Source organism: bacterium (genome assembly GCA_037147175.1).
Lineage (GTDB): Bacteria > Cyanobacteriota > Vampirovibrionia > Gastranaerophilales > UBA9971 > UBA9971.
This window is the reverse complement of the sequence record JBAWVS010000059.1, coordinates 1-12,659: the sequence shown is the minus strand read 5'-3', so window position 1 is coordinate 12,659 and position 12,659 is coordinate 1. Positions and strand designations below refer to the sequence as shown.

Annotated in this window: 12 protein-coding genes; 11 read left to right on the top strand and 1 reads right to left on the bottom strand. The window is 33.0% G+C overall.

What is annotated here, in order from left to right; translation table 11 throughout:
- Positions 1–269 precede the first annotated feature (269 nt).
- The 11 genes from WCG23_11670 (at position 270) to WCG23_11620 (ending at position 11,649) form a co-directional block, all read left to right on the top strand.
- Positions 270–1,211, top strand: a complete 942-nt coding sequence (locus WCG23_11670) for a hypothetical protein (protein ID MEI8390526.1) — start codon at positions 270–272, stop codon at positions 1,209–1,211.
- A 12-nt stretch (positions 1,212–1,223) separates the two neighbouring features.
- Positions 1,224–1,841: a phosphohydrolase gene (locus WCG23_11665; GenBank protein MEI8390525.1), complete on the top strand. Its 618-nt coding sequence runs from the start codon at positions 1,224–1,226 to the stop codon at positions 1,839–1,841.
- 1,003 nt (positions 1,842–2,844) lie between these two features.
- Positions 2,845–4,194, top strand: a complete 1,350-nt coding sequence (locus tag WCG23_11660; GenBank protein ID MEI8390524.1) for a phage/plasmid primase, P4 family — start codon at positions 2,845–2,847, stop codon at positions 4,192–4,194.
- 160 nt (positions 4,195–4,354) lie between these two features.
- Complete coding sequence (locus tag WCG23_11655) at positions 4,355–5,644, top strand: hypothetical protein (GenBank protein ID MEI8390523.1); 1,290 nt, start codon at positions 4,355–4,357, stop codon at positions 5,642–5,644.
- 226 nt (positions 5,645–5,870) lie between these two features.
- Positions 5,871–6,017 carry a hypothetical protein gene (locus tag WCG23_11650; GenBank protein MEI8390522.1) on the top strand — a complete coding sequence of 49 codons (147 nt, stop codon included), beginning with the start codon at positions 5,871–5,873 and terminating at the stop codon, positions 6,015–6,017.
- Entirely contained in the window at positions 6,017–6,454 is a 438-nt protein-coding gene (locus WCG23_11645) for a hypothetical protein (protein MEI8390521.1), read from the top strand. Before WCG23_11650 ends, WCG23_11645 begins: the two co-directional genes overlap by 1 nt.
- A 27-nt stretch (positions 6,455–6,481) precedes the next feature.
- On the top strand, positions 6,482–7,294 hold the full coding sequence (locus tag WCG23_11640) for a zincin-like metallopeptidase domain-containing protein (protein MEI8390520.1): 813 nt from the start codon (positions 6,482–6,484) through the stop codon (positions 7,292–7,294).
- Positions 7,295–7,385: 91 nt separating this feature from the next.
- Positions 7,386–7,625, top strand: coding sequence for a helix-turn-helix domain-containing protein (locus tag WCG23_11635; protein MEI8390519.1), 240 nt, complete (start codon positions 7,386–7,388; stop codon positions 7,623–7,625).
- 1 nt (position 7,626) lies between these two features.
- Positions 7,627–8,658, top strand: a complete 1,032-nt coding sequence (locus WCG23_11630; GenBank protein ID MEI8390518.1) for a tyrosine-type recombinase/integrase — start codon at positions 7,627–7,629, stop codon at positions 8,656–8,658.
- Positions 8,659–8,965: 307 nt separating this feature from the next.
- Positions 8,966–10,438, top strand: a complete 1,473-nt coding sequence (locus WCG23_11625) for a class I SAM-dependent DNA methyltransferase (GenBank protein MEI8390517.1) — start codon at positions 8,966–8,968, stop codon at positions 10,436–10,438.
- Positions 10,435–11,649 (top strand): restriction endonuclease subunit S, encoded by a 1,215-nt coding sequence (locus tag WCG23_11620; protein ID MEI8390516.1) that lies wholly within the window; start codon positions 10,435–10,437, stop codon positions 11,647–11,649. Before WCG23_11625 ends, WCG23_11620 begins: the two co-directional genes overlap by 4 nt.
- Here WCG23_11620 and WCG23_11615 read toward each other — a convergent pair.
- Positions 11,646–12,608, bottom strand: a complete 963-nt coding sequence (locus tag WCG23_11615; protein MEI8390515.1) for a TIR domain-containing protein — start codon at positions 12,606–12,608, stop codon at positions 11,646–11,648. The genes WCG23_11620 and WCG23_11615 overlap by 4 nt on opposite strands.
- Between the last annotated feature and the right edge of the window lie 51 nt (positions 12,609–12,659).

Below are 12,659 nucleotides of genomic sequence, written 5' to 3'. Positions count from 1 at the left end.
ATAAATAAAGTGTATCTGTTGAATTTAAAGGGAAATTCTGAAAAGCTCAAAATATTATCTAATCTGTACAGTCATTTAGCTACTATTATATAACCGAAACCCCAAAACCCATTTAGTACACAAAAAGCCCCTTATATAGCCGTCAGAGTTTCGCAAAATGGATTTTTAAAGGTTTTACCGCAAAGAATTATTTCAAAATCAAATAATTATTGACTTACTTTGTAATTTCTACAGAGGGGAGTTTGTGTTGAAGAAGAAGGAGAAAATCTATGAGTACCGGCGTATTAACAAAAGATTATCAAGAAAAATGGCAGGGAAACAATTTAATTTCACCTAAAATGTGGGGAATCCTGAAAAAGAACAGAATTACGGCACACACAGGAATTAACAGCCCTATAAGCAGTCAGGCTTGTTGTATGAACTTTTGGTATCCCTTTATTGCAGAGGAGCAGAAAGAAAATTTAAGAGATTTCCTTGAAGTTTTCGGGATAAAAGCAGAGAAAATTTTATCATTTAAGCCTAATTCGACCTTCTACGATTGCGTTTATCCTGACAGCGGAAACGTTTTGTTTGAATGGATAGGTCCTATACGTTCGCCAATCGGGGAAAATGACGGCTATATGAGAGGTTGCCACAGAACAAGCATTGATGCCTACATCTTAGCAAAAGTAAACGGCAAGAACACTCAAATACTTATAGAGTGGAAGTTTACAGAATCATACGCATCAAGACACAATACAGGGAAGTTCTTGGGTGCAAAAGGCATAGAAAGACTTGCCAGATATGCCCCGATAATAGCGAAAGAAAGGGAATACGGCAACGAAATATTATTCAACATGCAGGAAATGGATACTTGGGGATTATATGATATTTGCTATGAGCCGTTTTATCAACTGTTAAGGCAACATCTGTTAGCTCAACAGACACTAGGTGTTAAGTTCGGAGATCACTATGTAGAAGACTACATTGTAATGCACCTAAGCCACAGCCAAAACAAGAAGCTTAATGTCTTAACAGCAAGCCAAGCGGAGTATTCAAAGGGTTTTGAAAAATACATAGGACAAGAAATACACGAGATATGGCACAGCTTGTTAAGTGAAAGTCATAAACATAGGTTTATAGGCGAATATTGGGATTTATGCTTCCAGAAGTATGATGCACCGCCTGAATTAAAGCCGTGGAGTAATTACATAAGTGAAAGATATTTATAAAAAGGAGAATTTATGAATTTTGAAAAAGAATATGAAAATCTAAAAGGTAAAGTTAGAAGCAGGAAAGAGGATTTTAACAGGTTTATATCCTTTCTTGAAAATGAAACAAGCTGGCTAACAAGTCCTGCAAGCTGTAAATATCATCTTTGCGAAGAAGGAGGTTTGTTAAAACACAGCGTCGGCGTTGCTTTAACTCTTCTTGAATTCCGTAAAACTTTTGCCCCTATAATTTCAGAAGAAAGTTGTGTAATTGTCGGGCTTTTTCATGATGTCGGTAAAATCGGTATGCCCCAAAAGCCCAGATATCTAAAGAATTGCAACACCGAAAGTAAGAGCAACTATGTAATTAATCCTCAAGTAACAGAAATGGGGCTTGCCGTAAGAAGTCTGTACCTGATTTCAAAATACATTCCTCTTTCTGATTCAGAAGCACAAGCTATAACATATCATGACGGTCAGTATATAGCTGAAAATAAATGTGTGGCTCATAAAGAAGAACCGCTAACTTTACTAGTTCATTGGGCGGACTATTGGACAGCACATATTTATGAGGAAAATAGAATATTAAAAGATGATAACAGTTATTTCTATGCCAATAAACTTCTGAGTAAAGATTTAAGGCAGATATAAAGCTTCAAGATACTTGTAAAATCTTTGAAATTGCCCGTGTGTATTTTTAAATAATTTTCGTATAATTTATTGAAGTCGCTCGAAAGAGATTAGACAATTTTTATATAAATACTAATAATAAAGAAAAGAATTTTTATTTTTATTTTGTTTTTTTGTTTGTTTATTTTGTTTATTTTATTTATTTTATTTATTTTTATTTATTTTTATTTTTGATTGATTGAATGTTTTAGATAGGTGAAGACCTTTATACCATATTAAATAAGATTTATAAGTTTACTTATTTAAGTTACCAGAAACTTACAACTATGTAGAAAGTACACCTGCATAGTGCCCACAGTGTAGCTCATTTGAGCTATAAAAAGAACTGCCTGTTTTATTGATGCATAAGCATAATGCTATTTGCATCAATATACAGGTACCTAAATACCTTCAAGAACAATGTGTTAGATATTTTAATATCCCACTTATGAAGATAAGAGATAATTTATAAAACACAATTTGTTTTTATAACGAATATATCTTCAAAGTTAGAATCTGACTTGTAAGATTTCAAGCAAAGCTTCAATAAACTGACAGATTAAATATTAAACAAGCCAGCTTCCGTCAACTTGCCAACTATAATTGAGCTAACAAGTAATTTTTTATACTTAAACTCGAAAATAGTTGATTTAAAATCTATATCTATTCTTTAAATACCTTGTGTGCTTGCATATAAGGTATTTAATTTTGTTTGAGGTCTGATTTAATTAAAAAACAGATAAAATATAAATGTTTTTAGTAATCATAAGCTAAATCATATTTCTATATTCGTGGATTTTGCGCCTAATTGTAACGAAATGTAAATACGAATTTTTTAGAAGCATAATCCTTGCACAGCAAGGATTTGTAGAAATACATAAAGATATTTTGTGCCATATACGTGCCTTACTCAGCGAAGTTTTTAACAAAAATACGTAGAGATATATGTGGGCTATTTAGCCCAAGTAGATAACGGAGAAATAATATGACAAAAGAATTTACAAGTTCAAAAGTCACAGAAATGCAAATTAAGACAGAAATTGTTGACCTGTTTAAAACAAAAATTAAATATGTCTGCGCTTTGAGAAAATGGATTGTGTATAACGGCACAAAATGGGATTTTGATGAAGACGGGAAAGTTTTAAAAGAAATTATTTCATTTATTTCTGAAAAAACAGCTAATTCAGAGAATAGCCCGTATTTAAAGTTCACAGCTTATAATAAAATTTTGAAAATTATTGAGTTAATGAAACCGTTCTTAGCCGTAAACCTCTGCGATTTGAATAAAGATGATAATTTATTCAACTGTAAGAATCGAACTATAAAGCTTGATGCAAAAAAATCAACCAAGCATAACAGAGATTATTTAATAACAAAAGTTTCAAATGTAGAAATAATCAAAAACAGCACGTGCGCAGAAATAATTAAAAAAAGTTCATGTGACGAGTGGCTTAAGTTCTTAAACATTATTACCAGTAGTAATCAAGAATTAATTGATTATTTACAAAGAGTCATCGGCTATTGTCTTTCAGGTTATGCAAATGAGCAATGCTTTTTTATTTTGTACGGAAACGGAATGAACGGAAAAACAGTATTCGTAGAAACGTTAAGATACGTTTTTGGTGATTATGCTTGTTCAGCACCGCGCTCATTCATTTTAAATGAAAAGGAACACAATTTAAATAACGATATTCTTAATTTTTTGACTTCACGCCTAGCTATCTTGTCGGAAGTAGAAGAAAACAGCTGTATAAACGCAAAAACCATAAAAATTATGTCAGGAAATGATACCTTTGCAGTCAATGTCGGCAATGAAACTCTGGAATTTAAAAATAAATCAAAAATTTTTATTATTACAAATACCAAGCCTGAAATAAAAGAATCAACCGATGCAATTTGGCGCAGGGTTCAGATTATACCGTTTGTTGCTGAAATTTCAGAAGCCGATAGAGACATTTTCCTTTTTGAAAAATTAAAGAATGAAGGTGCAGGAATTCTTAAATGGGCTCTTGAGGGTTACCAAAAATGGAGGGATGACGGTAGCTTAAATCCCCCTGAGATAATAAGGTCTGAAACTACTGCCTATAAAGAACAAATGGATAATGTTTTCAAATTTATCGAAGAAAAATGTATTAAAGACCAAGAAGAAAGTATATCAACAACACAACTGCATGAGTGCTATACAGAGTTTTGCAGGGAAAACGGTTATAAAACCTTGACACAAATAAGATTTGTCGAATCACTTAAGGCAAAAGGCTATGAAAAAATACGGATAGGTAACAAAAGAGCCGTTAGCGGACTTTTTATCAAAGGAGCAAGAAGAGAAGCATATTAAACCTTCTGCCAAATATGCCAATTCAGCCGGCTAATTTAGGTCAAATATAAAAAATAAAAGTAAGTAAGTTTAAATAACAGAAATGAGGTAACCGATGAACAATACAAACACTCTAAACTCAATAATTAACGTAAATACAGCATCAGAGGAATTAAAAATTATGAATGAACAGCCAAAGAACTACCTTGATGATATCTTTTCAGCAGAAGATATTGATTATGAGCTAATGAATTCCCCAAAAGAAGAAGACCCGTATAACCCTTCAGAGCCACATTTTGTTTTCTATGTAATTGTAATAAAAACTTTTCTAATGTATTTAGATAAATTCGTAGATAAAGCCCAAGATTCCTTTAAAAATATTTACTTAACAGCTCAAAAAGGTCTTATTAATATTTATTTATACAATTCAAATTTTTCATGTGAATTAAGAATACCTACAATAACAACTGATAATAGTAAAATTTTAAGAGAAGCTATTTTAACAAATTTTAAAAATCTTTTGGCAATTTTAAAATCTATTAAGGATGACGATAAAATTGCTTTTAAAAAAGTCGGCAACGAAATTTTTATAAACATCCCGTATTTTAAAAATTTCCCTTTGGATGATATTTTTAAGAATAATCTATCATTTATAGATAAACAAGAAGAATTTTTTAATACGAAAGAGAAATTCAAAAATAATTTAATAGATTTAAATATTGAAGATTTTAATAAATTTTTGAAACAAAGTTCTAAGTTATCAGGTTTAATTAAACCGCCAGTGAATGAAAGTGCTTTTATCATGTTAGAAGAGAATAAAGCTTATTATGAAGCGGCTTTAGGGATTATTGAGCTGGAAGATACTGATGTTAAAGAGAAAATGGTTCTTTCAAAGGGGTCTGTAGACTTAATAAAAAATTTCATTCAAGCTACAAATCAAATAAAAAAACATTATAAGAAAACAGAAGGTATTAAAAACAATTCTGATTTGAGCATTTTTTCATTAAAATACTGTAAAATCGATAAAAAAAAGATTTTCATTGATTCACAATATTTTAGTTTGATTTTACCACTTGAATATTTAGATAATGAAAATTTTAATTTAATCAAATCAAAATTTAATCAAAATAACACTGATACGACCTTGGTTTATGATATAGAACTTGAAAAAATAAAAATTATTTTAAAAATGGTAAAAGAGTCAACTCATCTAAATATAGTCAAATTATTTGTTGAAGATAAAGTTTTATATATCGAATCGTTAACAGAACAAGGCAAAAAATTCAAAGAAAAAATTGGTAAAACTAATAAAGAAAGTTCTTTTACAATTTCATATGAGTTAAATACATTGATAAAATTATTCTCTGTCTTTAAAAAATTAGACAATGGAGCTGTATCAATTAATGAGAAAAATGAACTTTTAATAAATTGTTCAGATGAAAAACTAAAATTTATTTTAAAAAATCGTTAATAATAACAATATAGTTAATAAAAAGCATTCTAGCAGGACTTATCTCCTTTAGAGTGCTTTTTTGTACTGTATAAAACTTGTTTAATGGATTTAGTCCTTAACATATAGTTACAAATGTGCAATATACGCAGAATTTATATATACACCACAGATTTACAGGTGTTCTATTAGATATATAAGGTATTTACACCTTATGGTTGGTAGAAAACACAAGGAGAAAGTGTGTATGAATTGGATTATTCAGTCGGATTATAACGAACTGGAGGAATTGAGCTGTCGAACTGACCTGACCGAGTATGAGGAAAACAGGTTAGAACAACTTGAAGCAGACATCTATTTTTATCAGACAAACTATGTTAAAGGAGGCAGATAATGAGCGCATTGATACAGGCGACAGTTAAATACCCTATGAGAGAAGTCGAAACCCGTTACGGTAAAAGAGTAAATGTCGTACTTGTTACTAACGAGGGTGAGCAGATAACTCAATGGGGAAAGCCTGAGGATACAACCCTGTGCAGTTTAAGGAGAAATCAAAAAGTAACGCTTGTAAAAGAGCAGGACAACAAAGTAAAAATAGTATTCAACAAAGAAGAACAATCAGTTAATACGGAAGTTTCTAATAATAATTTAAAACCTGAAATTTGGGGCGAAGAAGAAAAGAATAAGCTGAATCTAAAGGCTTCCAACCTCATAGCTTTTTATGAATCCTGTGATGCTTTGGTACGGCAGACGATAAAAGAGTATAAAACGGAAGAAAGTTTAAGGTCGATAACAACAACTATCTTCTTGCAGTCTGTAAGAAATGTTTAAAAGCTACTGATAGAAGGAAAAATAAAAATGGACATAAGACAAAATATGACAGATAAAATAATATTAGCCCTTGAAAGTGGTGTTACTCCTTGGAGATGCCCTTTTGAAAGAACAGCTTTGCCGACAAATTTAAAAACAAAAAATAATTATAACGGTATAAACACTTTGTGCCTATGGCTTACTTCAAAGTTAAGCGGATATACAAGCAATTACTGGTTAGGGTTTGCACAAGCAAGGACACTCGGGGGCAAAGTCAGGAAAGGAGAAAAAGGAACTCCGATAATAGTATGCCAGACGGCAAAGAAAAAAGGTGATGCAAGCGGGAATGATGAAGAACTCATCACCCGCTTTTTTAAAACGGATTATGTTTTCAATATTGACCAGATAGAAAACTTGGAAGCAGAAACAGAAAATCCCGAAATAAAATCAGTAGCAGAAATAGAAACTTTTATTTCATCAACAGGGGCTTCTTTAAGACATCAGGGAGAAAGAGCCTACTTTGACATAAAAGAAGACTTTATAAATATGCCGTATAAGTCTAAGTTCAAAGATGAACGAGGGTATTACTCAACTCTGTTTCACGAACTTACTCACTGGACAGGTCATGAAAGCAGGCTGAACAGACTTGAATTGAAGGACAAGAAAGACAGAGCCTTTGAAGAGCTTGTTGCTGAAATAGGTTCTAGCTTCCTAAGTGCAGAGTACGGAATTTCTGTTGATATTGAAAATACAGCCAGCTATATAGAAAGTTGGCTTGAAAATTTAAAGAAAGATAAAAACTACATCTTCAAGGCTTCGGGGAAGGCAAGCGAAGCCGTAAGTTATATCCAAAAGTTTTGAAAAAGATTATCGTCAAAAATCATCAAGCTCGCACAAGAAAAATTAAAATTTACGTACATAAATTTGTAAAAGAGTTAAAAAGGAAAATAAAATGCAAAACCTAGAAACCACAGATTTATTGACCGTTGAAGAAGTAGCCGACATCCTAAAAAGCACAACCAAGAGCATTTACACCTACATAAGTGCTAAAGGAAGCAAGCCAAGAAACAAGTTTCCTTCAGAAATTTATTTAAAAATCGGAAGAAAAGTATTGTTTATTAAGCCGAAGTTAATGGAATGGCTCTTGTCAGGGGCAAAAATGGAAAAAACTTTAGGAATTGTGGGTAACTAAAATGCCTGTATATCAAACTGATAGTAATAAATGGTATATAAACCTTATGATACGAGGTCAAAGGTATCATAGGGCGGTTCCTGAAGCAACAAGTAAAAAAGATGCGGAAAAAGCTGAAATAATAATTAAAGCCCAACTTCTTCAAGGTAAGTACAGTTTAGTAGAGGGAATAGGCGAAATGCCTTTCCCTAAGCTAAATGAAACTTATAAAGAATATATAATGTCAGCCAAGAAAGGCTGGAAGGAAGAACAAAGTAAAATCAGGAAGTTAAGTGCTTTCTTCGGAAAGTGTAAGCTGAAAGAAATAACTCCCGATTTGATTTCAAGATATCGATCTGAACGGCAAAGGATGCCTAAAAAGAACGGTAAGCCTCTATCAGGTGCAACAATTAATCGTGAAGTGTCAATTTTAAGTAAGATGCTCTCTATTGCTCTTGAAAACGGCTGGATTCTTTCAAATCCCTGTCGTGCTGTAAAAAAACTTAAAGAAGAAACCAAATTGGAGCGTTATTTGCAGTCAGATGAAGAAGAAAGGTTGTTAAATAACTGTGTCGGAGCACAAATGTACATGAAGCCTCTGCTTATATGCGCTCTGCACACAGGGATGAGAAGAGGGGAGATATTAAACTTGAAATGGGTTCATGTGAACTTACAAGAGGGGTTTATTACTGTAACCATGACCAAAAGCGGAAAGAACAGAAATATTCCTATAAGTCCTGCATTAACGGAACATTTAAAAGAACTTTATAATAACAGGCAATCAGAATATGTTTTTACAAACCCGATTACTCAACAGCCTTATAAAGACATAAAAAAGAGCTTTTTAACTCTTTGCAGTAAGTCAGGTATTGAGAAATTAAGATTTCATGATTTAAGGCACACAGCAGCTACAAGAATGGTCGCTATGGGCGTAGAATTGGTTATTGTTCAGGATATTCTCGGGCATTCGCAAATTACTACCACTATGCGGTATGCTCACCCTGTTCCAGAGCGTAAAAGGATGGCTATTGAGGCGTTGGCAAATTTCAGATAAACATTCATACTTTTACCTCCTCCCAACTCCTGTATTTAGCAGGAGTTTTTCTTTTGTTTATCTAACCTGTACACGTTTAAAGCCATATTAGTATTTTTCAAAAACCAAAACCTATAGGAGGTATTAAACTCTTTACCTCTTGGCTGTAAATAGCCTCGTATCAAGTAAATACAAATTTGGCAGGTTTTAAAAGTTTTGCGTAAAAGAAAATCAATTAAATTTAAACTCTTAACAAGTTTTTCCCTGATGTATTTGTAATATAATCAAAATATATAAAATAATAAGCAATATAAAGGGAAAGCTGGGAATGATTGTGGGTGAAATAAAATCAAAAGTTGACAGACTTTGGGATACCTTTTGGAGTGGCGGGATTTCAAACCCTTTAACGGTTATGGAACAGATTTCATATTTATTATTCATAAAAAGACTTGATGATATTCATACGGCGAGAGAAAAGAAGGCTCACAGACTTAAGCGTGATATTGAAAATCCTATCTTTTCACCTGAACAAAATCACCTTCGCTGGTCACAATTTAAAGATTTCGACCCTGAAAAAATGCACTTTGTTGTAATGAATGAAGTTTTCCCTTTTATAAAAAAGATAGGCAATGACGGCTCTTCATATGCAAAGTATATGAAAGATGCAATCTTTATGATACAAAAGCCTGTTTTGTTGGTTGAAGCTGTTGATATGATTAATGATATCCCTATGGAAGACAGAGATACCAAAGGCGATCTCTATGAATATTTGCTTTCCAAAATAGCCTCGGCAGGGGTAAACGGGCAGTTCAGAACTCCGAGGCATATTATAAATATGATGGTTGAACTGATGCAGATTAAGCCCGATGATGTTATTTGTGACCCTGCTTGCGGTACGGGCGGTTTTCTTGTAGCAGCGGGAGAATACTTAAGAAAAGAACACCCTGAAATCTTTTCCAATCAAGAATTAATGCACCATTTTAACGAAAAAATGTTTCACGGGTTTGATTTTGATGTGACAATGCTCCGAATCGGCTGTATGAATATGATTTTGCACGGCATAGAAAATCCGAATATTCAGTACAAAGATTCTTTATCTGAAGACAGTTCTCACGAAGCTGATATATGCACTTGCGTATTGGCAAACCCCCCGTTTAAAGGGTCTATTGACAAGAAAGCCATTGCGAAGAACCTTCTTTCGGAAGTCAGCACTTCCAAGACAGAACTTTTGTTTTTGCCTTTAATGCTCAGATTGCTTAAAACAGGCGGAAGATGTGCGGTAATTGTTCCTGACGGTGTATTGTTCGGGGCTTCTAACGCTCATAAAGATTTAAGAAAGATTCTTGTCGACCAGCATAAACTTGAGGCAGTTATTTCTATGCCTTCAGGAGTGTTTAAACCTTATGCAGGAGTTTCAACGGGGATATTAATTTTTACAAAAACTAATTCAGGCGGTACTGATAAAGTCTGGTACTATGATATGCAGGCAGACGGACTCAGCCTTGATGAGAAAAGAACAGAGTTGGATTCGACAAAACACGAATGCAATAATCTTCCCGATATTATTAATCGTTATAAGAATTTGCAAGCAGAGGAATCCCGAACAAGAACGGATCAGTCTTTCTTTGTTCCGAAAGATGAAATTATCTCAAATGGTTATGATTTAAGCATAAACAGGTATAAAGAAGTTGTTTATGAAGAAGTGCAGTATAATTCGCCTAAGAAAATTCTTGAAGAAGTCAGCACTCTTGAATCTAAAATTCAGCAAGGTATAAAAGAGCTAGAGGCTTTACTTGCATGAAAAAATTACCTGAAGGTTGGAAAGAAGTTAAATTAACGGAAGTAACAAGCCTTATCACATGTGGAGTTGCAGCCAGACCAGAGTATATCGAGGAAGGTGTGCCTTTTTTATCGTCTAAGAATGTAAAAGCAAATAAAATATTTTTTCAGAATTTTAACTGTATTTCCGAGGAAACGCACAATCAATTAACCAAAAAGAATAAACCTGAAAAAGGGGATATACTCTATACAAGAGTTGGTAGCTTTGGGGATGCTGCGGTTATAGATTTTGATGAGGAATTCAGTATTTTTGTAAGCTTAACCCTAATTAAACCAATTAAGGAATTAGTTTACAGTTATTATCTTATGTATTTACTTAATTCTGAGCGTTTTAAACAATTAGCAATAAGTAGTACAACAGGGATTGGTGTTCAAAATTTAAATGTAAATGCGGTTAGAGAGTTTAAAATTCCCCTTCCTCCTCTCGAAACCCAGAAACAAATCGCTGCGGTGCTGGACAAAGCTGACGAACTCCGCCAAAAACGCAAACAGGCAAATGCCAAGCTTGATGAGTTTTTGCAGTCGGTTTTTCTTGATATGTTCGGCGACCCTACTAAGAATTCGAAGGGATGGAAAGAATGCAAAATAGTTGATATTTGTGCAGTTCAGACAGGAAGTACTCCTAGTAGAGAAAAACCTGAATATTATAATGGTGATATTCCTTGGGTTAAAACGGGAGAAGTTATAAACTCTTATATCTATGATACGGAGGAGCATATAACTCAAGAAGCTATTAATAAAAGTAATTGCAAATTATTTCCACAGAATACTATTCTGGTTGCAATGTATGGACAGGGCTATACCAGAGGAAGAGCGGCTATTTTGAAAAAGAAAGCGACTACTAATCAAGCTTGCAGTGCAATTTTGCCTTCTGAAAAAATAAATCACGAATTTTTATTTAATTTGTTAAAAGCTCAATATAATACTTTAAGAGAATTAGGTAGGGGTGGCAATCAACCAAATTTAAACCTTTCAATGGTTAAAAACTTTGAAATATATCTTCCCCCTATCGGACTTCAAAACGAATTTGCTCAGATAGTCGAAAAAGTTGAAGATCTGAAAAAGAAAAATGAAGCATCCGCCGTAAAGCTTGATGATTTATTCAATTCCCTGCTTCAGCGGGCTTTTAAAGGCGAGTTGGAGTTTAGGGAAGAGGCTTTGGCGAAAGTTTAATTCAAGAAGCCTTCTCTTTTTAGCATTTCTTGGAGTTCCCAAAAAGTTTGTGGAATATTATCACCTGTAAAAGGGATATATTGAAGACCATCAATATTAGAAAAGGGTTGAACCGTATCTTGCTTAAGGATTGCTACTTTATTAAAGCCTAGTTTCCCTTGAAACAGACCTATTTCATGTATCACATTTTGTCTTGCCCTTACTTCATCTCCAGCCGTTTCATCTTCTGCCGTCATAATAATAATAGCAAAAGTAGCTTTATCTAAAAATTCATTAAGGATATTGCCTACATGATGCCCTGCTCGGCACTCTGATTCAAAATAAATTACATCATTTAACTTCAAACTATCTTTTAACCAAGTATTTATCCTGTTCCAAAGAGGGCTTCTCCCATGTCCTATAAAAATACAGTTACACTTAATAATTTTTTCATCAGTAGCGGTTTTTTGAAATTGTTTTTCTAATTTTTCCAACTTTTCTTTAATTTCTTTAATTTCTTTATTTTCTCTATTTGAATTATTAAAAACAATTGATGGTTTAGTAGCTTCGACAGTTTTAACTAAAATTTGTCGATTCATTAGTGTAGTTACTGAATTTTTTAATGATTTAATATTAATATTTGAATTTCTCAAAGTATCAATTGCCACACCCTCATCTAATTCCAATAACGCTAATAAGAGATGTTCGGGTGCGATATACTTTATGCCTAATGATTTAGATTTATTAAAAGACAATTCAAGTAATTTTTTAGCTAAAGGCGTAAATGGTATCTCTATTCCAATAAGGTCATTTCCCCTACCTATAATTTTTTCAACAGCTTCTCTTGTAGAGAGGATTGTTAAACCATAGTTATTTAATGATTTTGAAACAATATTATCTTTTATGTTAAGGAGTCCTAATAAAATTTGTTCAGTGCTGACAAAATTATGACCCATTAAGCGTGCCTCTTCTTGAGCTATAATATGCCGTAGAAATCGGACAGAAAAAAATATAAGTTATCATCCTTTCAT